General features: G+C 68.4%; 19 protein-coding genes. 8 read left to right on the plus strand and 11 right to left on the minus strand.

What is annotated here, in order from left to right:
- Window positions 1-28: 28 nt before the first annotated feature.
- Window positions 29-520, plus strand: a complete 492-nt coding sequence (locus R2707_12720; protein MEZ5245954.1) for an RDD family protein — start codon at window positions 29-31, stop codon at window positions 518-520.
- Between the two features lie 4 nt (window positions 521-524).
- Window positions 525-1,982, plus strand: a complete 1,458-nt coding sequence (locus R2707_12725) for a di-heme oxidoredictase family protein (GenBank protein ID MEZ5245955.1) — start codon at window positions 525-527, stop codon at window positions 1,980-1,982.
- A 16-nt stretch (window positions 1,983-1,998) separates the two neighbouring features.
- Here R2707_12725 and R2707_12730 read toward each other — a convergent pair whose 3' ends face one another.
- Genes R2707_12730 through R2707_12740 form a run of 3 tightly spaced genes read right to left on the minus strand, consistent with a single transcriptional unit; the run spans window position 1,999 to window position 4,782 of the window.
- The gene (locus R2707_12730) at window positions 1,999-3,390 is read right to left on the minus strand and encodes a hypothetical protein (GenBank protein MEZ5245956.1); all 1,392 of its coding nucleotides are present in this window, start codon (window positions 3,388-3,390) and stop codon (window positions 1,999-2,001) included.
- A gap of 57 nt (window positions 3,391-3,447) precedes the next feature.
- Window positions 3,448-3,963, minus strand: a complete 516-nt coding sequence (locus tag R2707_12735; protein ID MEZ5245957.1) for a hypothetical protein — start codon at window positions 3,961-3,963, stop codon at window positions 3,448-3,450.
- A gap of 21 nt (window positions 3,964-3,984) precedes the next feature.
- Complete coding sequence (locus R2707_12740) at window positions 3,985-4,782, minus strand: thioesterase family protein (protein ID MEZ5245958.1); 798 nt, start codon at window positions 4,780-4,782, stop codon at window positions 3,985-3,987.
- Window positions 4,783-4,826: 44 nt separating this feature from the next.
- Between R2707_12740 and R2707_12745 the strand changes: the two genes are divergently transcribed.
- On the plus strand, window positions 4,827-5,501 hold the full coding sequence (locus R2707_12745) for a hypothetical protein (GenBank protein ID MEZ5245959.1): 675 nt from the start codon (window positions 4,827-4,829) through the stop codon (window positions 5,499-5,501).
- Here the strand turns inward: R2707_12745 and R2707_12750 are convergent.
- The gene (locus R2707_12750; protein ID MEZ5245960.1) at window positions 5,498-6,403 is read right to left on the minus strand and encodes a DUF368 domain-containing protein; all 906 of its coding nucleotides are present in this window, start codon (window positions 6,401-6,403) and stop codon (window positions 5,498-5,500) included. The two genes, R2707_12745 and R2707_12750, sit on opposite strands and share 4 nt — an antisense overlap.
- A gap of 29 nt (window positions 6,404-6,432) precedes the next feature.
- Between R2707_12750 and R2707_12755 the strand changes: the two genes are divergently transcribed.
- The 4 genes from R2707_12755 to R2707_12770 all read left to right on the plus strand — a co-directional run bounded on the left by R2707_12755 (window position 6,433) and on the right by R2707_12770 (window position 12,914).
- Window positions 6,433-7,329 (plus strand): alpha/beta hydrolase, encoded by an 897-nt coding sequence (locus R2707_12755; GenBank protein ID MEZ5245961.1) that lies wholly within the window; start codon window positions 6,433-6,435, stop codon window positions 7,327-7,329.
- The gene (locus R2707_12760) at window positions 7,317-7,829 is read left to right on the plus strand and encodes a hypothetical protein (protein MEZ5245962.1); all 513 of its coding nucleotides are present in this window, start codon (window positions 7,317-7,319) and stop codon (window positions 7,827-7,829) included. The genes R2707_12755 and R2707_12760 overlap by 13 nt, the downstream gene beginning before the upstream one ends.
- Before the next feature lie 417 nt (window positions 7,830-8,246).
- The gene (locus R2707_12765; protein ID MEZ5245963.1) at window positions 8,247-12,050 is read left to right on the plus strand and encodes an AAA family ATPase; all 3,804 of its coding nucleotides are present in this window, start codon (window positions 8,247-8,249) and stop codon (window positions 12,048-12,050) included.
- A gap of 36 nt (window positions 12,051-12,086) precedes the next feature.
- Window positions 12,087-12,914, plus strand: coding sequence for a hypothetical protein (locus R2707_12770; GenBank protein ID MEZ5245964.1), 828 nt, complete (start codon window positions 12,087-12,089; stop codon window positions 12,912-12,914).
- Window positions 12,915-12,926: 12 nt separating this feature from the next.
- On the opposite strand, the gene R2707_12775 is transcribed toward R2707_12770, so the two are convergent.
- From R2707_12775 to R2707_12790, 4 genes are all read right to left on the minus strand, one after another.
- The gene (locus R2707_12775; protein MEZ5245965.1) at window positions 12,927-13,688 is read right to left on the minus strand and encodes a succinate dehydrogenase/fumarate reductase iron-sulfur subunit; all 762 of its coding nucleotides are present in this window, start codon (window positions 13,686-13,688) and stop codon (window positions 12,927-12,929) included.
- A gap of 5 nt (window positions 13,689-13,693) precedes the next feature.
- The gene (locus R2707_12780; protein ID MEZ5245966.1) at window positions 13,694-15,613 is read right to left on the minus strand and encodes a fumarate reductase/succinate dehydrogenase flavoprotein subunit; all 1,920 of its coding nucleotides are present in this window, start codon (window positions 15,611-15,613) and stop codon (window positions 13,694-13,696) included.
- The gene (locus tag R2707_12785; GenBank protein MEZ5245967.1) at window positions 15,613-16,437 is read right to left on the minus strand and encodes a succinate dehydrogenase cytochrome b subunit; all 825 of its coding nucleotides are present in this window, start codon (window positions 16,435-16,437) and stop codon (window positions 15,613-15,615) included. The genes R2707_12780 and R2707_12785 overlap by 1 nt, the downstream gene beginning before the upstream one ends.
- Window positions 16,438-16,520: 83 nt before the next feature.
- Window positions 16,521-18,626 carry a hypothetical protein gene (locus R2707_12790; GenBank protein MEZ5245968.1) on the minus strand — a complete coding sequence of 702 codons (2,106 nt, stop codon included), beginning with the start codon at window positions 18,624-18,626 and terminating at the stop codon, window positions 16,521-16,523.
- Between the two features lie 69 nt (window positions 18,627-18,695).
- Between R2707_12790 and R2707_12795 the strand changes: the two genes are divergently transcribed.
- A complete protein-coding gene (locus R2707_12795; protein MEZ5245969.1) occupies window positions 18,696-20,114 on the plus strand; it encodes a sigma 54-interacting transcriptional regulator in 1,419 nt (472 codons plus the stop codon).
- Window positions 20,115-20,262: 148 nt separating this feature from the next.
- On the opposite strand, the gene R2707_12800 is transcribed toward R2707_12795, so the two are convergent.
- From R2707_12800 to R2707_12810, 3 genes are read right to left on the minus strand one after another with little or no spacing between them, the layout of a single operon-like run.
- On the minus strand, window positions 20,263-21,471 hold the full coding sequence (locus tag R2707_12800; protein MEZ5245970.1) for a family 1 glycosylhydrolase: 1,209 nt from the start codon (window positions 21,469-21,471) through the stop codon (window positions 20,263-20,265).
- Window positions 21,452-22,291, minus strand: a complete 840-nt coding sequence (locus tag R2707_12805; protein MEZ5245971.1) for a MaoC/PaaZ C-terminal domain-containing protein — start codon at window positions 22,289-22,291, stop codon at window positions 21,452-21,454. Before R2707_12805 ends, R2707_12800 begins: the two co-directional genes overlap by 20 nt.
- A 46-nt stretch (window positions 22,292-22,337) precedes the next feature.
- Window positions 22,338-22,943 (minus strand): helix-turn-helix domain-containing protein, encoded by a 606-nt coding sequence (locus tag R2707_12810; protein MEZ5245972.1) that lies wholly within the window; start codon window positions 22,941-22,943, stop codon window positions 22,338-22,340.
- Window positions 22,944-23,023 lie beyond the last annotated feature (80 nt).

Raw genomic sequence — 23,023 nt, forward strand, 5'->3', positions numbered from 1 at the left:
TAGAGGCTCTGCTCGTAGCCTCGGGTTCTTGCAGACGAGCGAGCGCCCCGCGGACCTCGGATGGCGCATCGCCGCCCGGGTGGTCGACATCGTGGTGTTCACCTGGTTGTTGGTCTTCGTGCTCGTGGAGATCGATCAACGCCTCCTCGGGGGCGATCCGCTCGGTCGCCGGTCGGCGCGGCTCGTGCTGGACTCGGCGCGGCCGATCATCCTGTTGCTGTTGCTCGTCGTCGTCTACGAGATCGTGCCGGCGGTCGCGTGGGGGGCCACGCCCGGCAAGGCGTTGTTGGGGCTCCGAGTCCGGCGCACGAGTGCGGCGGGGCCGCCGTGGTTGATGGCTCTCGGTCGGGCCGCGGTGCTGTATCTACCGGTCGTCTTCTTCGGCGCGTTCGGTTTCGTCGTGCCCCTCGTCCTGCTCATCAGCGTCGCCATCGCGGCCGACGGGAGGGGTCTGCACGACCGCCTGGTCGGTACCCTCATCGTCAGCATTCCCCGCGAGCCCGACCCAGAGAGGAGCTGACCCCGTGCGCACCGTGAAGACCCTTGCCGCCGTCGTCGGACTCGCCCTCGTACTCCTCGCGTGCGGCGACGACGGCGGCTCCGAGTCGTCGGTCGCCGTGGGTGCCGTCGTGCCCGGCCCCGATGGCCTGCGAACCATCCGCACCGGCGGCAACGGGACGGCCTTCGACGCCACCGAGCGGGCCTACAGTCTCACGTCGCGCAACATCAACCACTACGAACGGCAGGTCTTCGCCGACGGCAAGGTGATCTTCGAGGTCGACTGGACCCCCGTCGGCCCGCAGGGGTTCGGTGGGCTCGGGCCGAACTTCGACGCCACCGCGTGCTCGTCGTGCCACCTCGACGACGGTCGGTCGCCGGGTCCGGCGGCCGATGGCGTCCTGCCGATGGGACTCACGGTGAAGCTCCTCACCGACGACCCGGCCGCGATCAACGAGTTCGGCGCCGTCTTGTCGGCCCGCTCCGAGGACGGCCCCGGCGAGGCGGTGACCTCGGTTCGCTACGAAGAGGTCGTCGGTGAGTTCGACGATGGCACGCCCTACACGCTGCGACGGCCGGTCTATTCGGTCGACCTCACCGGCGAGGGGTCGTTGCCGGCCGACGCGGTCATCGGGATCCGGGTCGCGCCACAGCTGCCCGGGATGGGATTGCTCGAGCTGATTCCCGACTCCGAGCTCGCCGCGTTGGCCGACCCCGACGACCTCGACGGCGACGGCATCTCCGGCCGCCTCGGTACGGCCACCGACCTCCTGCGCGACGAACCGGCCGTCGGCCGATTCGGATGGACGGCCGGTCAGCCGACCGTCGAACAGCAGAGCGCCACCGCGCTCTTCCACGACATGGGCCTCACCTCGCGCTACTTCCCGACCGCTGACTGCGACGCGTGGGCGCCGTGCGTGCGCGTGGGGATGCCGCTCTCCACGGAATACAACGTCGAGGAATACGGCGACCCGAACTTCGGCGTGCAGGAGCCGGCCGGCGGAGAGGTCACCGACGAGCAGTTGCTCGACCTGGCGATCTACACCCAGACGCTGGCGGTGCCGGCACCCCGCGACCTCGGCGACCCCGAGGTGGAGCGGGGCTACGAGCTCTTCGGCACCACCGGTTGCACGTCGTGCCACGCCGGACCGTTCACCACCCGTGAAGGGCCTATCCAGGGCCTGAGCAACCAGGTCATCCAGCCCTACACGGATCTACTCCTGCACGATCTCGGTCTCGGCCTCGGTGATCAATCCCTCGACGGCACGCCCGTGCCGACGGAGTGGCGCACGCCCCCGCTGTGGGGCATCGGCCTGCTCGACACGGTGAGCGGTCACACCACCCTGCTGCACGACGGCCGGGCCCGTGGCTACGAGGAAGCGATCCTGTGGCACGACGGCGAGGCCGCCGCGAGTGCGGCGGCCTACCGTGCGTTGTCGGCTGCCGACCGGGCAGCCCTCGTGCGGTTCCTCGAGTCGCTCTGACGGGAGGGGCGCTGAATCAGCTGCTCGGGTCGGGCGGGGTCAACGCGTCGAGGTCGATCTGCATCGGCACGTCGATGGCCGGCCGGGGCGGGTCCGTCGCCGGATCGCCGGGCATGTTCTCGAAGTTCAGCTCGGGAGCCGGAACATCGCGATAGTCGACCGGCTCGAACGGTGCGAGATTGAAGAGGGCGATCAGCTCGTCGAGTGACGTGAGCACGGCGGTGTCCGGCCCGTCGCACGGGAGCACCGTCTGGGCATCGACCGGGTTCGTGCCGCCCGCGATCTCGTTGTTGCTGAAGCAGTTGCCCTGCGCACCGTTCTCGATGTCGTTGAGGGCCACGAGGATCTCGGCATCGAGGGTCGAACCGCTGATGATGTTGTCGCGCACGATGTTGTCCATCGCCGGGAAGTCACGACCGTTGCCGCTGGCGAAGATCGCGTCGATCCAGTCGATGGCGATCACACCGGCTCGGTTGTTGCCGACGATGGTGTTGCGCTCGACGATGTTGTTGGTGACACCGGCGAGGACGACGCCTGAACCCAGGCCGAGCTGGAACCCGGTGTTGCGGGAGGGCACCTCAGGGTTGTTGTTGTTCTCGATGAGGTTGCCGACGATGACGGTGCCGGCATTGGGAGCGAGTTCTTCGCCGTCCTGGCTGTTGGGGACCACACCGATCATGTTGTCGTGGAACCACGACGCGGCCACGGTGGTGCCCGTCGAGTTCGTACCCGAGTAGCCGAGCTGGCTGTTCTCTCCCTCGACCTTGTAGAGCAGGGCGTTGCAGGGGTTGCACTGGCCGATGTAGAAGCCGGAGTCATCACTCGCGCCGGCGTAGGCGTTGTCGATCTGGCCGTCGACGGCGTTGAAGGCGTACATGCCGTAGACGCCGATGTTGTGGGCGGTCACGTAGGAGGCGCGATAGCCCTCGACGAAGATGTCGCTGCCGTAGTCGCCGGTCCAGAAGAGGCCGTTGCCGGTGTAGTTGCGCACGGTCAGGTTCTCGATGGCCACACCGTTCGAGAAGACGATGATGCCGTTCTCCTCGCCGTGTTCGCCGTCGAGGATCACGCCGTTGCGATCCATGCCGCGGATCACGATGTTGTCGGTCTGGACGATGACCGCCTCGTTGTAGACGCCCTCGTCGATGAGGACCAGGTCGCCCGGCTCGGCGGCGTCGACGGCGTCCTGGATGGTGGCGTAGTCGCCGGGCACGCTGCGGATCGTGTAGCCGAGCTCGGGAGCCCCGGCCGTCGTGGTCGAGTCGACCGGGTCGTCGGGGGCCTCGGATGTGGTGGTCGTCGAGTCGGTCGTGTCGGTGGCCGTGTCGCCGTCGTCGCCGCAGGCTGCGGCAACCAGGCCGAGCAGGGCGAGCAGGCTGATCAGCTGTACAAGTGCGCGTCGCTTCATGGTCGCCGATGCTAGAGCTTTACGCTGTAAACCGCAGGTTTCGGCGATGACCTCGACTCAGCCCCCGCCGACGACGACGAAGCCGGTCTGCCCGCGGGTCGCCGTGCCGTGGATCGAGCAGTAGAAGGGGTAGTCCCCCTCGGCCGTCAGGATCAGCGCCTGGGGTGCCTCGAGCAGGGCTTCCTTGGTGATCTTCGGGAATGCCCCCTCGGCCGCGGCGGTGACGTCGTGGGTGTTGGCGCCACGGTTGACGAAGACGATCTGGGTCCCGGGATCGACCCGGAAGAAGCGTTCCTCGAACACGTTGTCGCGGATCTCGATCTCGACGGTTTCCTGGCCACGGAGATCGACGATGGTCGATGGCCGCGAGACGTCGGGGTTGACCGGCGGGAACACACTGTCCTCGGCGACATCGACGGTCTCGCCGTCGGCTTCGGTCGATGCGGTTGGGGTCGTGGTGTCGTCCTGGACGGTCACCGCGAACTCGAGGGGGTCATCGGCGGCGCATCCGAGGAGAGAGAGCGAGACCAGGCCGAGGGCGAGCACCTGGAGAGAACGGCGGGCGAACTGCATCGGCGAAATTCTACGGGCGGGTCAGCGGGTGATGGCCAGTTGGCGTGACTGGGCGAGCAGCCGGCCGTCGGCCGCCCAGATGTGGCAGTCCTCGTCGGCGAACCCGTCGGCGACGTGGTGCGTGTTGCACTCGGCGTAGACCCGGTCGTCGTCGGGCGGGTCGACCAGCGGCAGCGAGGCGCGGATGTGGACCGTCAGGTCGATCGTCGGCATCGCGGCGGGGCGGGTGAACCGGGGAAAGCCCGCAGGTGGGATGGCATCGGCGATGGCGACCAGTTCGATCGCATCGAGCGGTCGCGGCTTCGCGGCTCGGATCCACTGCCCGATGCGGGGCGATCCCTCGCCGCTGAAGAAGGGGGCATCGACGATCGGGCGACCCGACCAGTTGTGATGGACCGGTGGGGGTTCCCGGTCGAACGCGAGTTCATCGTCGTCGGCGTGCGCCGACAGCGGGTGTGACCATGTCTCGGTCGATTCCCACGGGACCGAGAACGCGGCGATCGAGGAGCAGACGACCCGATCGCGCTGTGTCATCGTCGCCTGCACACTCGACACGGATCGGCCCTGACGGAGCACGTCGACGGCGATCTCCACGTCGGCGAAATCGGGGCGGGCGAGATAGTGGGTCGTGATCGACCGCAGGCCACGGGCGGGGTCGTCGACCGACGTGGTCATCGCGCGGGCGATCAGCGCGGCCAGGTACCCACCATTCGGGCCGGCGACCACGTTCCACCGGTCGAGCAGGGTGGTGCCGTAGCGATGATCGCCGAGGGCGGTGACGGTCGTGTCGGCATCGAAGTCGGGGGTCGTCTCACTCACCGCGCCAGCCTGCCCGGGCGCGTTCGGTCTGCCACCCTGGGGAGATGTACGTGACCGAGGACGATGATCGAGACCGACCCGCCGATGCCGATGTCGACGTGTTCGATCTCGAGTTCGTGGCGACGGATCTCTCCCTCGCTGGCCTGTTGCGGCTCGACATCCGTCGGCCGGCGGGCGCCACGCGGTTCCTCGCCTCGGTGCTGCGCCCCGGAGAGGATCCCGTCACGGTCCTCGACTACGACCTTCCGCTGGCGACCGGTGCGTTCGAGTTCCGCGCACCGGGCGTGTGGGTCGAGGTCTGCTGCGAGGAGCCGCTCGACCACTGGACCATCGGGCTCGAGGCCTTCGGGTTGGCGATCCCCGCGGCCGAGGTAGTGACCCCGTCGTCGTTCGGTGACCGTGTCCCACTCGGCTTCGATCTCGACCTCGACACCGTCGCCGCGCCCGACGGTGATGCGAGTTCCTTCGCCATCGAGGTGCGGGTCCACGGCGATGTCCTGATCGCCGACCGCGCCTACGAGATCGAAGCCACCGGCACCCGTCGTCGTTCCGTAGCGGGTGTCAGACACCCGCTACGGGGCGGGGACCCGGAGATTCTGGGGGAACTGACGGTGGCGTGGCCGGTGCAGGACGGTCGCGCGAACATCGAACGTCGCGGCTGGTTCGGTGGGTCGCGGCCGGGTTGGACGCGTCTCGATTCCTCGGTTGATGACGCCTAGTGTGAGTAGCGCTTGCCCAAGCGGGCGATGGCGAGGACCGCGACCATCGCCACGGCGGCGAGCGCAACCGGTTGGAACCACTCGTCGGCGGCCGGCCACTCGAGCCCGGTGCCGTCGATCACCTGGGTCTGATCCTCCGAGATCACGCCCACCCCGTGGGGCCAGGGCCACAGCACTCGCAGCGAGCCGATCATCAGCCCGATCAGCGCCGCCATCACGGTGTTGAACGCCCGTTCCATCACCCAGCCGAGGACCGACGAGAACAGGGCGAGCCCGATCACACAGCCGATCGCGACCAGAGCGGCATTGGCGAAGTTGCGCTCGTCGATGGTGTTGATGACGGCGGCGTACATCCCGATCATGAGCAGGATGAACGACCCGGAGATGCCGGGCAGGATCATGGCGCAGATGGCCAGAGAGCCGGCGCCGAGGAACAGCAACGGCGAGGGATCGGCGATCGGGCCCTGCTGGAAGCCGAGGAGTGCGAACACGACGACGGCGACGCCGGCCATCAGCACCCACCCCTGTGGCGTGCGTTCGGTCAGCAGGCCGAGCGCCACCACGACCGAGGCGGCCACGAGGCCGAAGAACAGGCCGGCCATGTTCTCGGGATTGTCGTGCAGCTGCGTCTCGATCACCGAGGCGAGCGCGACGACGGCGGTGCCGATCCCGGCGCCGAGCGGCAGGAGGAAGAGGAAGTCGAGCTCCTTGATGCGGGTCCAGAAGCCTCGGACGTCGCCCTTCAGCAGGGTCCCCAGAGCCCGAGCGCCGTCTCGGATCGAGTCGATCAGCTTCTGGTAGATCCCGACGACCAGTGCGATCGTGCCGCCGGAGACCCCCGGCACCACGTCGGCAGCTCCCATCAGGAATCCGCGGGCGAACTGGGCGCCGATCTTTTGCATCACGGCTGCTGAGGGTACCGTCCAGCTCCATGACGGACGCGGCAGCGGTACCCGAGAATGCCGACGCCCTGCGAGGCCGTCTCGTCGACATCGGCGAGGTCCAGCTCTGGGTCGACGAGCAGGGCCCGACGGCGGGTGATCCGGTCGTGCTCATCGCCGGTGCGGACTCGCCGGGGTTCCGGTGGACGCCGGCCATCGTCGACCGACTCGTCGCCGACGGCCACCGGGTGATCCGCTTCGATCATCGCGACTGCGGACGCTCGACCCGGTTCGGGCCGAACGACGCGTATCTCCTCGACGACCTCACGGCCGACGTGGTCTCGCTCCTTGATGAACTCGAGATCGTCGATGCCCATGTCATCGGTCGTTCGATGGGCGGGATGATCGGCCAGTTGCTGGGCATCGATCATCCGGAGCGAGTCCGTTCGCTGACGATCTTCGGATCGAGTCCGGCGCCGGGCGACGAGCGGCTCGGTGGGCCCGACGACGGCTTCGTCGAGGCGATGACGACCCGCCTGTTCGCCGGCCCACCGAAGGACGAAGCCGGTCGCATCGAGTGGCTGGTCGAGCTCGACGAGTTCCTGAGCGGCTCGTTGTACCCGCTCGATCGGGAACGGCAGATCGCCCTGGCCAAGGCCGAGCTGATGACCGGATGGGTTCCCGAGACCGGGCATGGCGTGGCGGTCCATGCGAGCCCGGGCCGCCTCGAGCGGCTCGAGGCGATCACCGTGCCCACCCTCGTCGTGCACGGAACGGCAGATCCCGTGTTCCCCCCGGCGCACGGGCGGGCCCTGGCGACCGGCATCGATGGCGCCGTCCTGGTGGAGGTGGAGGGTCTCGGACACGAGGTTCCCGACGCCCTGATCGAGGAACTGTGGCCGGTCCTGCACCACCATCTCCGCGCCGCTGCGGCATGGCGGCAGTGACGCACCTCCTTCCTGATTGGCCCTGGCTCGCGGCGCTGATCCCGGTGTCGATCTACAGCGCGGGCGAGCCGGGCTTCGTCCCGCTCACGGTCGCGGTAGCGATCGCGTGGTTCGTGCTCCTCGTTCGGTCCTGGCGGCGGGGCGAGTCGCGTGAAATCGTGCTGCCGGCCATCGGACTCGTCGTGCTGGTCGCAGCCCGATCGATGGACCCCTCGATCGCGTTCACGCTGAGCGAATCGGCGATGTCGGCGGAGGCAGAGGCGGTGTTGAGCGAGGCTGCTCCGCGTGAACAGGGAGCCCAGTTCATCGGCCTCGTGCCGGTGTGGAGCATTCGGCCGACTTCCTGCGACGACGGCGCGGTCTTCTTCGTGACCGGGGCGCTGGGTTTCTGGAAGTCGGGATACGCGTACTCGACCACGCCGTTGCCGGAGGACCAGCACACCTGCCACTACACCCACCTGCGCGACAACTGGTACCGGGCCCGGCTGAACTACAACTGATCCGGACGGCCGAAAACGTCGAACGAGGCGCCCGGGGCGGGGGCGCCTCGTTCGTGAAGCAAGGTCCTCGCCACGCTCTCGTGTCTGGAATCTTCTCTCTCGGACGCTTCTCCTCGCACCTCCGTGGAGGTGTGTCGGGCGCGAGAAGCTCGTGGGAGCGGTTCCGTTCACTGTTGCGCGTGGGTTCGTGTGGCGTGTCCGGGCACGGCTCCGTGTCGGAGTGCTCCGTGCAGTAGGTGCGCCGTCCTTTCTTCAGGTCACAATTGCGTGTGACGATGGTCACCGTCGCGCCGTGTGTCCGAAAGGTCAAGGCCGACCTCGGGCAGTGGTGGATTGTGAACGAGTGAACGATCGTCTCGGCGCGAGATCGGCCACCCCGTTCCTCCCAGATCGGCGCCGCTGCCTAGTGTCACCGGTGTGGAGATCGAGTTGGTCGACGACGAGGCGACGCCGGCAGCGTTCGACGCCGTGGTGGGTTTCGTCGATCTCGCGGGGTTCACCGCCGCGACCGAACGACTCGGTCGGCTCGGCGCGCGGGGCACGGAGGAGCTGGGAGAGCTGATCAACGCGCTCTTCACCCCTGCGATCGACATCGTGCATCGCGTCGGTGGAGAGGTCGGCTGGTTCGCCGGCGACGCGATCGGCGTGCTGTTCGACCGTTCGACGACTCCAGATGGAGACGCGGTGGAGGCGCTGCTCGAAGTGTCTCGCGTGATCATGGGAATGACGCCCGTCGCCACGGCAGCCGGTGACCTCACCATGGCGGTGAAGATCGGTGCAGCCGCAGGCCCCGTGCGCTGGTGCACGGTCGTCGGTGATCAGAAGCTGAGTTGGTTCGCCGGGGAGGCGATCGATCGTGCGGCCGATGCCGAGCACTTCGCCGACCCCGGCGACCTCGTGGTCCATCAGACCGTGCTCGACGCAGTAGCGGGCCAGATGACGGACACCACGGTGCTTGCCCCCGAGTTCGCGCTGGTCGCCTCGACCTCGGCCCCGAGCCTTCGGGCGGCGACCGTGCACCCGCTTGTCGGGCGACGATCACTCGACCACCAGCCACCACGGGTCGCGCGCCTTGCCCGTTCCGGCGATGCCGGGTTCCTCGATCAGCATCGGCCGGTCACCTCGATGTTCGTGCGGATGCCCCAGCCCGCCCACGATCGGGCGACGTTGGCCGGCCTGCAGGAGATCCTCGGCGCCCACGGCGGCTACCTCTCGTCGGCGACCGAGGGGGACAAGGGAGCGGTCGCCCTCGCCCTGTTCGGGGTGCCCACCGCCGTCGCCGACCGTCAGCGGCGCGCCCTGGTCGCAGCGCTCGAGATTCGGGATCTCCTGCCGGGGGCGAGCATCGGGATCACGTCGGGTCGGGCCTACGCAGGGCGCGTCGGCAGCGACGCGCGCTGGGACTACTCGCTCGTCGGTGACAGCGTGAACACGGCTGCGAGGCTGATGCAGGCGGCCGGCTCGTCGGAGATCCTGGTCGACCACCCGACGCTCGACGGCGCCGGTGCCGGGGTGGTCGTGGTCGATCAGCGCTCGTTGGTGCTGAAGGGGAAGGCCGAACCGGAACCCACTGCGGTGGTCGGTGAGGTCTCGGCCACCGAGTTCGACGGCGCCGACCGCGGTGCGTTCGTCGGCCGTGATGCCGAAGCAGGTGTGCTGCTCGAGGTGTTGGCCCGATCAGGGATGGCTGTCGTGGTCGCGGACGCCGGGGCGGGGAAGAGCCGCCTGCTGCACCACGTCGTGAGCGAGTCGACGACCCATCCGCTGATTCTCCCGATGGAACCCGGTGACCGCAGTCGACCGTTCGCACTGTGGCGGCAGTTGTTGCCCGCGGTGGTCGGCGTCGAACCGTCGGAGGTGCTCGCGGCGCTGGAGCAGACGTTCGGAGCCGATCCGCGTGTCCCGCTCGCCGGGTTCCTCCTCGGTCGTTCGGTGGCGCTCGACTCGTCGTTCGCCTCGCTGGATGCCGACGATCGTGCCGAGGTCCTCGCCGGGTTCCTGGTCGAGGTGTTGCGGTCCCGGCCGGAACAACGGCCGATCCTGATCGAGGACCTCCACTGGGTCGACGACTCGTCACTGGACCTTCTCGTGCGGATGGTGGGTCGGCTGCCCGGCGCGAACGTGACCGTTCTCGCCACCAGCCGACCGGAGCCTCAGATCGAGGAGCTGGGCGACGATGCCGGCGTCCGCATGATCGCTCTCGGGCCTCTCGGACCTGGCGCGATGGCGGAGTTGGCCGCCGAGTTGTGGACGGACCTGCTCGGATCGCCGCCGTCGGCGGCCGTGGCTCGCGATCTCGTCGAACGATCGGCAGGCAACCCGCTGTTCTGCGAGCAGCTCGTCTCGTTCGCTCACGCGGCGGGTGTCGCGCCGGATGCTCCGGCCCTCCCGTCCGAGGGCGCGTTGCCGGTCACGCTCACCGATCTCCTGCTCGCCCGCCTCGATTCCCTGCCCGAACCGGCCGCGGTCGCGGCGAGCTACGCGGCAGTGTTCGGGAGCTCGTTCACCGTGGACGATCTGGTCGGCGCGTTCGGCGGACGCCCGGGGTCCGCACAGATTCTCGGCGGTGTCGAGATCCTGCGTGATCAGGGTGTCGTCGTCGGGCTCGGCTCCCATCGGTTCGCCCACTCTCTACTCGGCGAGGCCGCGTACGATCGGCTCAGTTTCGGCCTGCGCGGTGAACTGCACCTGCACGTCGTCGAGCGGCTCGAGGCGACGGGGAGCGACGACGTCGACGCTCTTGCCCGTCACACGGCATCGACGAACGACACCGATCGCCAACGGAAGTACTTCCGGCTCGCCGGCGACGCAGCGGCGGCGCAGTATGCCCACGAGGTTTCGCGCACCTGGTACACCGCGTTGCTCCCGTTGCTCGACGGCGCAGTGTTCGGTGAGATCGAGTTGGCGCTCGGCGAGGTCGAGTTCGTCGCGGGTGCGCTCGTCGACGCTCGTGACCACCTGCGGTCAGCGGTCGAACACCTTCCCGTCGAGGCTCGAGTGGGCGCCCAGGCGACGCTCGCCCGCGTCCTCGTCGGACTCGGCGAGCCGAGCGAGGGCTTCGACGTGCTCGAGCCGTTGATCGCCGACACCGAGGCGAGCGGCGACTGGGTCGGGCTCCGCGTGGTCATGGAGACCAAGGCCGATCTGGCCACGATGCTCGGTGACGTGGCCCGGGCGGAGGAGGTCGAGGCACTGCTCGACCGGCTACGGCGGTCCCTGGGAGGCGAACATCCGGCGGCGGCTCCGCTCGAGTTCCTCGTGCCGCTGCTCTGGATGCGTGGCGAGATCGAGGAGGCGGCGATCGAGTACGAGCGCCAGTTCGACGGTTTCGTCGAGCAGGGTGACCTCGTCAATGCAGGGATGAACGCTGCTGACCTGGCCGGTCTCGCCTTCGAGCGTCGCGATCTCGCAGCGACCTTCGACTGGATGGAACGGGCGCGTGACCTTCTCGAGCGGGCGGGGCACGCGCGGGCGCTGGTGCGATTCGTTCGTGGGAACGAGATCGTGGTCCGGCTCGCGCTCGGCGACACCGAGGGAGCCCGGGAGGTCGCCGAGGAGCGCCTGTACGACGCCATCGAACTCCAGGATCCGAACGCCGTCGGCGAGACACTCGCGCTCTTGTCCCGGCTCGTCCCGAACGGCCGCGTCGACCTGGCCCTGCGGGCGATCGCGGTGGGCAGTCGTGTCGCCAACAACGACCTCGTCGCCGACGCGTTCCATGCACTTGCCGTCGCCCATCTCGACGATGGTGCGCCGGAGGTCGCGGTGGATCTGCTCGGCGTCGTGCTGGGCCAGTTCGACGGCGCCGCGGAAGTGCAGGTCGAACTCGCCGAGGCGCAACTCCGGATCGGCGGGAGCGAGGCGAAACGAGCGATCGAGCGCCTGTCGACCCTCGCGACCGAGGCCGGACACCTCGGAGCGCTCGCTGCCGCGGCGCTGGCCACTGCGACCGGGGTCGGGCGGGGCGAGGCGATCGAACGGTGCCGAATCGAGCGCGACGCGTTTCCGTCGGCGGCGCTCGGTCGGGCGCTGCGAGGACTCGGCATCGAGGTGACGCCGCCTGCCCTGCCCCCTCCCAGTGTGGTCGTGCGGGGAGACGTCGCCGGCGTCGCCGCGGCCGTCGACTTCGCCGACCGGGAGGTCGCTGCGTTGCACGATTGGCCGACGACCGCCCGCACTGTGGTCGACGAGGCCTTGATCATCACGGAGGGTGTCGACTAGCGTCACCGCCGCGATCGGCGCGCGGAGGACTCACTCATGGAAAACGAACAGATGCTCGACTCCGGCAGGCGTGGTCGGACCCGGTGGGCACTGGCTGCGTTGGTGGTCGCCGCGACGCTGGCGGCGCTCACGATCCCCGCAGGGGCGTGGATTCGCGCCCGGTCCGACATCAGCATCGATGCCGAGGCTCTGGCGGTCTGCAGTTCCGAGGTAACGCTGTCGTCGACGTTGGCCCACCAGATCGACAGCTTCGAGTTCTTCTACCCCGACTTCGTCGGTGTGCCCGACGTGACGCCGTATCCCGGACTCGCCACCGAGTTCATCGAGCTCTACGGCTCGTCGGGCGATGCGTTGGCCCGGACCAACGCGGTGGTGACCGTCGAGGTGCCACGGATCTATCGCAGCCAGGACACCAGCGTCCGCTTCAGCGGTGAGGCCACGGTTCCGACCCCGGCCGGGTTCGACAACGGCGACACGCTCTACGCATCGGGCTTCGACTCCACGCTCAGCCCGGTTGCCGTGCCGCTGACCATCGGTGACCCCGTCTACGACTGTGCTCCCGAATACCTGCCGTGGGCCGTGTTGTCAGCCGGCAACACCGTGCAGGTCAACGCCTACCTGCCCCACACCATCCTCTTCGATGCGTCATCGGTCTCCCCCAAGTCGTTGACCGTGTCCAACGGTGCGCAGTCCGCGCCGGTCCAGTTCCTCGGCCAGATCGGTTCGATCGGCGTCGCCCGGGTCGATCTCAACGACGCCGGTCTCCGCTGCAACACCACCACCCTGGTGCTCTCGGGCGTCGATGCAGGCGGCTACGAGCACCTCGGCGAGATCAAGGTGTTCCCGAAGGGCCGCCGCTGCTGAGAGGCAGCGGCGCTACTGCGAAGCCAGTGAGCGGTTCTTGACCTTCGCCTTGACATAGTCGCGGTTCATGAAGGCGATGAAGTCGAGGCTGATCTCCTTCGGGCACGCCTCATGGCATTCGCCGTGGTTCGTGCAGGATCCGAAGAAGTCCTCCATGGTCTCGACCATGGCCTCGGTTCGCTTCCAACGCTCCGGCTGGCCCTGGGGCAAGACGTTGAGATGGGCGAGCTTCGCCGAGGTGAACAGCTGCGCCGCCGAGTTGGGGCAGGCCGCGACGCAGGCGCCGCAGCCGATGCATGCCGCCGCGTCCATCGACGTGTCGGCGACCTCCTTGGGGATCAGCGTCGCGTTGGCGTCCTGGGGCGTGCCCGTCGGCGCGGAGATGTAGCCGCCGGCCTCGACGATGCGGTCGAACGCCCGACGGTCGACCATCAGATCCTTGAGCACAGGGAACGCCGCGGCCTTCCACGGCTCGATGACGATCTCGTCGCCGTCGTTGAACTTGCGCATGTGGAGCTGGCACGTGGCCGTGGCCTTCTCGGGCCCGTGGGCCTGGCCGTTGATCATCACGCCACAGGTACCGCAGATGCCTTCACGACAGTCGTGGCCGAACGTGATCGGTTCGACGTCGTCGGCGATCAGACGCTCGTTGACCACATCGAGCATCTCGAGGAACGAAGCGTCCTCGGGGATGTCCTTCGCGTCGACATCGAGGAATGCCCCCTGCGAGTGGGGCCCGTCCTGACGCCAGATCTTCAGCTTGAGGTTCAGCATCTTGCTCACTTGTAGCTCCTCTGCGTCAGCTTGACGGTGTCGAACTGCAGGTCTTCCTTGTGGAGCGTCTGCGCCGTGTCGGGGCCGTTCCACTCCCAGGCGGCGACGTAGGCGAAGTTCTCGTCGTCGCGCAGCGCCTCACCCTCGGGGGTCTGCGATTCCTCTCGGAAATGACCGCCACAGCTCTCACGACGGTGCAGCGCGTCGCGCACCTTGAGCTCGGCGAACTCCATGAAGTCGTCGACGCGGTTGACCTTCTCGAGCATGGTGTTGATGCCGTCGGGGGAACCGAGCACCTTGACGTTCTTGCGGAACTCCTCGCGCAGCGCGGGGATCTCCGAGAGTGCCTTCTCGAGGCCGGCCTCGTTGCGGGCCATGCCGCAGTACTCCCAGACGATCTTGCCGAGCTCGCGGTGGTAGTGCTCGACGCCGTGGGTGCCCTTCTTCGCGGTCCACTGACGGGTCTTGTCGTCGATCGCGGCCACGGACTCGTTGAAGACCGGATCATCGGTCGGCACCGGTGTGTCGCCCAGCTTCGGGGCCAGGTAGTCGCCGATCGTGTAGGGGAGCACGAAGTAGCCGTCGGCCAGACCCTGCATGAGGGCCGACGCGCCCAGGCGGTTCGCGCCGTGATCCGAGAAGTTCGCCTCGCCGAGGGCGTAGAGCCCCGGCACGGTGGTCATCAGGTTGTAGTCGACCCAGAGGCCACCCATCGTGTAGTGGGTGGCGGGGTAGATGCGCATGGGGGTGGCGTAGGGGTCCTCACCCGTGATGCGCTCGTACATGTCGAAGAGGTTGCCGTAGCGCTCCTTCACGGCTTCGACACCGTCGCGTTCGATCGCGGCGGCGAAGTCGAGATAGACGCCGTTCTTGAGCGGACCGACACCGCGTCCCTCGTCGACCACCGTCTTCGCGTTGCGGCTGGCGACGTCGCGCGGGACGAGGTTGCCGAAGCTCGGGTACTTCTCCTCGAGGTAGTAGTAGCGCTCTTCCTCGGGGATGTCGGCGGCTCCACGGCTCTCGTCCATGCCCCGCGGCACCCAGATGCGGCCGTCGTTGCGCAGCGATTCCGACATCAGGGTCAGCTTCGACTGGAATTCGTCGGCGGCCGGGATGCAGGTCGGGTGGATCTGCGTGTAGCAGGGGTTGGCGAACAGGGCGCCCTTGCGGTGCGCTCGCCATGCGGCGGTGACGTTGGACGCCATCGCGTTGGTCGACAGGTAGTAGACGTTGCCGTAGCCGCCGGTCGCGAGCACGACCGCGTGGGCGCTGTGCCCGTGGACCTCGCCGGTGAGCATGTCGCGGGCGACGATGCCACAGGCCTCGCCGTCCTTCGTGACGATGTCGAGCACGTCGGAACGGTTGTAGAGCGTGACCTTGCCGGCCCGGATGTTGGCGGCCAGGGCCTGGTAGGCGCCGAGCAGCAGCTGCTGTCCGGTCTGGCCTCGGGCGTAGAAGGTCCGGCTGACCTGGGCGCCACCGAACGAGCGGTTGGCGAGCAGACCGCCGTATTCCCGGGCGAACGGGACGCCCTGCGCGACGCACTGGTCGATGATGTTGACCGACACCTGGGCCAGGCGGTGGACGTTGGCCTCACGTGAGCGGTAATCGCCGCCCTTGACCGTGTCGTAGAAGAGCCGGTGGACCGAGTCGCCGTCGTTGCGATAGTTCTTCGCAGCGTTGATGCCACCCTGGGCGGCGATCGAGTGGGCACGGCGGGGCGAGTCGTGGAAGGTGAAGACCTTCACGTTGTAGCCGAGCTCGGCGAGCGAGGCGGCGGCCGAGGCGCCGGCGAGGCCGGTGCCGACGACGATCACCTCGAACTTGCGCTTGTTCGCGGGGTTGACGAGCTTCACCGAGAACTTGTGGTTGTCCCACTTGTCGGCGATCGGGCCCTCGGGGATCTTCGCGTCGAGCATGACCATCACTCGCCTCCTTGGTCGGCGTGGGAATCGAGCACCGAGTTGCCGTCGGCATCGACGAACCCGATCGGGTCCGCGCGGTTGTCCTCGTCGATCACACCGCTCTGCACCGCGATCGGGAAGCTCAGGTTGCCGACCAGGATCAGCAGGGCGAGCCCCTGGGCGATGCCCTTGCGGAGGGCGTTGTACTTGGGGTTGTTGATCCCCAGGGTCTGGAACATCGACCAGGCGCCGTGGAAGATGTGAACGGCGAGGGCGACGTTGGCGACGATGTAGATGATCGCGATCGGCACGGCGCTCATCGAGCTGTAGACGTTGTGGTACGGGTCGCCGCGGACCCAGTCGTCGTCGACCCAGCCCCAGGTGAGATCGGCCAGGTGGAACAGGACGTAGAGCAAGATGATGGGCCCGGTCCAGCGCATGGTCCGGCTGGCGAAGTTCGCCGCGATGTAGTTGCGGCTGCCGACGTAGGCGCTGCCGGCCTTCTGGTTCATGCGGCTGAGCGACACGGCGCAGTGGATGTGGACGGCGAACATGCCGATCAGACCGAGTCGCATCACCCAGAGCAGGAACGTGCGGGGAGCGAGATGTCCACCGAGGTCACGAAGCGCTTCGGCGTATTCGTGGACCTGGCGCGGGCCCTCGTAGAGGTGCAGGTTGCCGATCATGTGGACGATGACGAACCCGAGCAGCCCGATGCCGGTGAGGGCCATGGCGTACTTCTTGCCGACGGCCGTCTGATAGATGTTCAGCGGCCAGGGGAGTGGTTTCGGACGCCTGCGGACCGGAGCGACGTCGTGTCGCGACGGAGATGTTGCCTGTGCCATGAAAACATGCACTTTCTGCTCACGGGAGTACCCGGGAACGGTACTTCCCCCGGACCCACTCGGCCTACTTCTGCTCGCGACGATCAGTGCACCGGTGCCTGGTACCGGTTCGTCACGGTGACGGCGTCGCTGGTGAGTTCGAGGTCGACGACCACCTGGGTCGCGCCGGCGGGCACCACCGCGCCGGCCCGCCCGATGAGAACGCAGTCGTCGGCCGCGATGGTGCCGGACCATTCCTGGCTGTGCTCGGCGACGAGTTCACCGTCGGCATCGGTTGCCCGCACCGTGGCCCGGACTCGGGCGTCGTCGATTGCGTCGCGCCGGTCGGACACGACGTGCACGGCGAGATCCAGCGTCTCCCCGCGGTGCACCACCGGTGGGAGCGGATCCGCCACGACGATGACCGGGCGACAGGCATCGACCATCGCCTGCCACGCCGGCTTGGGGCGACGGTCGTGGTCGAGCACGCCGAACCCCCCGGTCGGCGAGGTGTCGGCCAGGTAGAACTGGGCGAAGCCGCCGGTGGGTCGGTACTTGAGCCGGCGGAGGAGCTCGATGCTGGTCTTGACGACCTCGGCCTGCGCGATCCGTGTGAGCGCAGCCCATGCCGCGCCGTCGCGGACCCCCCGCGGGGAAACGAGGTGCTGCAACGCCTGCGTTCGTGCACCCGTCTCCGCACCGAGTCGTTCCCAGTCGATCGCGGGCCAGCGGTCGTCGGTGAGTACGGCGGCGTCGGGGTTCACCGAGGCGGCGCCGAACGCGGTGACGAATCGACCCATCCGCGGGAGACGGGCGACGGCGCCGGCGAGGTCGGCGGCCCGTCCGTCGGCCCAGCCGAACCAGAGGTGGCTGGTCGTGCCGTCGAGCGAGGGGAAGTGCGGCGGCACGGCAGTGTGGAGGACCACGGGGCGGCTGCCGTCGGTCCGGGTGAGGACGCGGCGGACCGAGCGATCGAGCACGTCGCGGTTCCACGAGGGGGCCTGCTGGCCGAGCACCGGCGGCGTGGCGGTCGGTACGTCGGGGCGACGGAACGGCTCGTCGTGGACGCACCACACGGCGACCGACGGGTGATGCGCGAGGAGGTCGACGGCCTCCCTCGCCTGGCGGACGGCCTGGCCACGGACTCCTCGTGCCATCACGCCCCGTAGCGGCAGTTCCTGCCAGATCAGCAGGCCGGCCTCGTCGGCCGCGTCGTAGAGCTCCGGCCGGGCGATGTGGGCGATCACCCGGATGAAGTCGAGGCCGGCCTCGATCGCCGCGCCGATGTCGCCCTCGATCTGCTGGCGGGTCGCGTCGCCGGGACGAGGGGTCGTCGGGAGCATCCCGGTGCCCTTGAGGAACAGAGGCTCGCCGTTGACCCGAACGACCCAGTTCCTCATCGTGATGGTGCGAAAGCCGATGCGCACCGAGCGGGAGTCGTCGACCTCGCCGTTGTTGACGAGGTCGCAGCGAAGGTCGTGCAGCGGCTGCGCGCCGAGGGCATGGGGCCACCAGATCGCCGGCGCGGGAACGTCGAAGGTCCACTCGACGCGGTTCTCGCCCACTGCGGCGGAGTGGGTCTGCTCGTGTTCGTGGCCGGCGACGCGGGTGCGCAGGGTCACCGTGCCGCCGTCGGGTGCGTCGAACACGCAGCGCATGGCCATCCGGGCCCGGCTGGGGTTGGCATCCAGGCAGACGGCGCGGAAGAACCGGATGGCGATCGGTCCGGTCTCGACGATGCGCACCGGGCCCCAGATCCCTCCGGGGTTGGCTCCCGTAGTACCGCCCAGTTCGGGATCCTGGAGCGCCCCCATCATTCCGGAACGATGGTCGGGGTCGCCGAAGCGACTGCAGTTGACGTCGACGCCCAGCACGTGCGGTGAACGATCGGCCAGAAGGTCGGTGACCTCGAAGCGGTGGGGCACGAAGTAGCCGTCGGTGTCGCCGACGTAGCCGCCGTCGAGCCAGACGTCGCCCTGTTGGGCGATGCCGTCGAAACAGAGGAAACGGCGTCGACCCGGCGGCGTGGGCGCGAGTTCGAACGAGGTCCGGTGCAGCACCGATCGGGCCGATTCGAGGCCCGCGACCTCGGACCAGTGGCCGGGGACCGGCACGGCCGTCCAGCCTCGATCGTCGAGTTCGGGTTCGTGGAACGTCCGCCGCAGCTCCTCCGTGGCCGGTGCCGCCCGCCATGCCCCCGACAGTTCCATCCGTTGGAGGGTAGCGGCCCGGCATCGCTGCTTGCCGAGGGGTCGGGGGGCCCGTGTAGGGTCGCCGCCATGTCGAGACCCGAGACCCTTGGTGCCCTTCGCGACAGCGGCTGGGAGTCCACACCGATCCGCAAGGAGATCCGCCGCAACGCGATCGCCCGGATCCGCTCCGGCGAACCACTCTTCCCCGAGGTGATCGGCTACGAGAACACCGTCACCCCCCAGCTCGAGAACGCGCTGTTGGCCGGCCACGACATCATCTTCCTCGGAGAGCGTGGTCAGGCGAAGACCCGGATGATCCGCGGGCTCACCGGTCTGCTCGACGAATGGATGCCCATCGTCGCGGGCTCGGAGATCAACGACGACCCGTACGCGCCGATCTCCAAGTACGCCCGCGACCTGATCGCCGAGATGGGCGACGACACCCCGATCGGCTGGGTGCACCGTGACGACCGTTTCGGCGAGAAGCTGGCCACGCCCGACACGGCGATCGCCGACCTGATCGGCGAGGTCGATCCGATCAAGATCGCGGAAGGCCGCTACCTCTCCGATGAACTCGTCCTGCACTACGGCCTGGTGCCCCGGACCAACCGCGGCATCTTCGCCATGAACGAGCTCCCCGATCTGGCCGAGCGCATCCAGGTCGGCCTGCTCAACGTGCTCGAGGAGCGCGACGTCCAGATCCGCGGCCACAAGGTGCGGCTCCCGCTCGACGTCATCCTCGTGGCGTCGGCCAATCCCGAGGACTACACCAACCGCGGTCGTCTGATCACACCGCTGAAGGACCGGTTCGGTTCGCAGATCCGCACCCACTACCCCCTCGACGTCGACACCGAGGTGGCGATCATCGAGCAGGAGGCCGACCTGGCCTCGGCCGACGGACTCGACGTCGTCGTGCCGTCGTTCATGACCGAGATCTGCGCCACAGTGAGTCATGTCGCACGCGCCAGTCAGCACATCAACCAGCGGTCGGGTGTGTCGGTTCGTCTGTCGATCTCCAACACCGAGGTGATGGTCGCCAACGCCGTGCGCCGGTCACTGCGTTCGGGGGCGACCGACGTCGTTCCTCGCATCGTCGATCTCGATGCGCTGCCGGCCTCGACCTCGGGCAAGATCGAGATCGAGACGCTCGACGAGGGTCGCGACGGCGAGATCCTGGCGAACCTCGTCCGCACCGCGGTGTTGACGGTGTTCAAGGACCGGGTCCCGCCCGACACCCATCGCGGTGTGGTCGACGCCTTCGATGGCGACGTGGTGCTCGACACCGGCGAAGACGTCACCGACGATGCCTACGCGGCGATGCTCGCGTCGGTCCCCGCGTTGCAGGCGCCGGTCGCGGCATTGCTGGCGGAGGAGGATCCCGGCGACGCCGAGTCGCCGGCCATGATCGCCAGCGCGATCGAGCTGGTGCTCGAAGGCCTTCACCTGTCGAAGCGGCTCAACAAGGACGGCGGTGGCGGCAAGTCGCAGTTCCGCAGCCGCAGCTGACGGCATCACGGGCGATCGGTACGCTCCGCCGAGATGACGGAGGTCATCCCGTGCGGCGGATAGCGCGGACTCGTCACCGTCTACAAGTCGTACGTGGCCGTCTACACGTCGTATTTGACCGTCGCCGGTAGGGATGCGGTGGGCACGGTCATCTCGCGACGTCGGCGAAGGTCGTCGCGGCCGGGCGGTGGGTCCGATCGCGACGGAGCAGACCTCTGCGCGCAGTGAAGCCCTTCTTCCACTCGTACCCGTCGATGCCGGCGTCGTGGAAGTAGCCGGCAAGTCCTTCCTCGGCGGCTTCCTGCACCACTTCGAGACTGCGGCCCACCTGATGGTCGTGCCAGGCGTCGTCGTCGGTCGGGATGCCGTGACCGGCGACCACGATGCGATGATCGGGCAGCGCATCGGCGGTCCGGTGGATCGCCTCGGCGAGTTCGCCGGGCTCCGGCACGAACCCGCTTGCGTCCCGACGGCCGTTGCGGGGCCACGCGTCGATGACGCCTTCGGCGGTCACCCCGATGGGGTGGTCGTGGACGATGCCGACGAAGTCGACGTCGGTCACGAAGGCGGGCACTTCCTTCGCTGCACGTCCGTCGATCTCGAGCATCCCCGTGGCGTGCGCCCGCAGCCACGAACCCCACAACAGTTCATCCCACCGTCGAGCCGCCTTCTTCGCCTCCGGAGTGATTCGTCCGTCGTTCTCGGCGAGCGCGTGGACCGGGTCGGCCCGCCATGCGGTCATGACCGGTTGGTCGCCGGAGGCGAGGAGACGCACAGCGTCGTGCGTCGCGAGCACTGCGCCCTCGGCTGCTTCGCGCATGGACCGGGCATCGATGCGCCCGGGCGGACGGCTTCCCAGGCCGTAGCCGCGTAGCGCCCACCCGATCGGGTCGTCGATCGGCACGAAGCCGTCGGCGAACTCGTCGAGCGCTTCGGCCACCCGATCGACGTGGCGGGCCCAGAATCGACCACGCGCCGTCGCGTCGCGATGGCCACCTTCGTCGTCGAGGTACCAGCCGGGAAGCGACGTGTGCTGGAGCGTCAGCCAGTTGCGCAAGCCGGCGTGGCGGGCGGCGGAGAGGATGTCGCGATACCGGTCGAGCGCGTCGTTGTCGAGCTTGCCCTCGACCGGCTCGATCCGCGCCCATTCGATGGTGATGCGCCAGTCGGTGCATCCGAGCGCGGCGAACTGCGCCACGTCGTCCTCGTAGTCGAGATGCAGGCCGTAGCCGTCGGCCGACGAGGGCGCGAGCTTGTCGCGCTCCCACTCCGACCAGTCGGCTGTCGGGGCCACGCCCTCGGCGGAAACCGACGACGACGTGACCCCCCAGCGGAACTCAGCGGTTGGTGAAGACACCGGCGTCGAAGACGACTCGATCGCCGACCCGGGTCTGGAACAACGTCTGATCACCGTCGTTCCACATGTGGACGTCGAGCTGCTCGCCGGGCATGACCGGCGACTTGAACCGCCCACCCATCGATCCGAATGCGTCGGGGTCACTGTCGCAGAGGCCGTGGAGCAGGGCCCGCCCGGTGAAGCCGAAGGTGCAGAGGCCGTGCAGGATCGGCTTGTCGAAGCCGGCCATCGCCGCGAACGACGGGTCGGAGTGGAGCGGGTTGCGGTCGCCGTTGAGGCGGTAGAGCAGCGCCTGGTCGTCGCGGGTCGTGTAGCTGATCACCTGGTCGGCGTCGCGGTCGGGGAGTTCCCAGGTGCTCGCCTCGCCGCGGTCGCCGCCCCAGCCGCCTTCACCGGAGATGAAGAGCCCGTTGCGGCTGGTCCACATCGGGTTGCCATCGGCATCGGTCACCGTCGACTCGAGGCGTACGAGCGCCGCCTTGCCCTTGTCGAGGATCTCGGCGACGCGGCCCTGACCGGTCGCGGTGCCCTCGGCGGGGACCGTCTGGTGGATCTCGATGAACTGCTCGCCGTGGAGCAGCGCGGCGAGGTTGAAATCGCCGAACGCCGGCATGCCACCCGAGCCCATCACGACGACCTGCGTCGGCAGTGCCTTCTGAGGCGTGTCCTTGGTGTTCTCGGTCGTGAACTCCAACTCGAACCCGGTCGGGTCGGTTGCGCCGGCACCGACGCCCAGCGCGTAGAGCAGGCTGTCTTTCGACGTCCACCGGATCTCCGACGGCTCACTGGTGTTTCCGACGGCATCTGGATTGATCGGCATTGCGTTGTCTCCTGTGGGTGAGATTCGTGGGTAGGGAAATCGTGGGTCAGTCGATCGGCGCGGCGAGCGTCGCCATCGCCATGGATGTGATGCGGTCTTCGAGGAGACCGTCGGGATTCTTCTCGGCGGTGGCCGTGGTGGAGATCAGGCCGATGGCACCGGCGACGAGGATGCGGGCCTGTTCGGCGGTGAGCTCGGTGCGCACCGCCCGGAGTTCGTCGATCCACTCGGTGCTCCAGGCCCGGAGCCGCCGCGTCATCGGGGAGCGGCGAGCCGAGGACAGGTGTTTGGCCTCGCTGGTCCACACCGAGATGAGGGCGGAGCGCTCGATCGCGACGCGTGCGTAGGCGCGAACGTAGCCCTCGAGCACCGAGATCGGGCTGCCACCGGTCGCCCGGGCAGTGAGGTTCGCCTCGTGGACCTCGTCGGCGGCGAGCTGGATCGCCTCGAGCAGGATCTCCTCCTTCGAGGAGAAGTGGCGATAGATCGCCGGCCCGCTGACGTCGACTGCGCTGCCGATGTCGTCCACACCGGTCGCTGGATAGCCGCGTTCGTGGAAGAGCTCGATCGCCGCTTCGAGGATCAGTTCGCGCCGATTCGACGGCCGCCGCGTCGGCGAGTCGGACTCGAGGGCACGGGCTGCGTCGGACATGGTTAGTGAACGTTAACAAGCCGACGGTCCGAGGAGCACGTCGACGCCCGTGGGTCGGTCTGCCCCCGGGCGGCGGGGAG

Source organism: Acidimicrobiales bacterium (genome assembly GCA_041394245.1).
In the GTDB taxonomy this organism is placed as follows: domain Bacteria; phylum Actinomycetota; class Acidimicrobiia; order Acidimicrobiales; family Aldehydirespiratoraceae; genus JAJRXC01.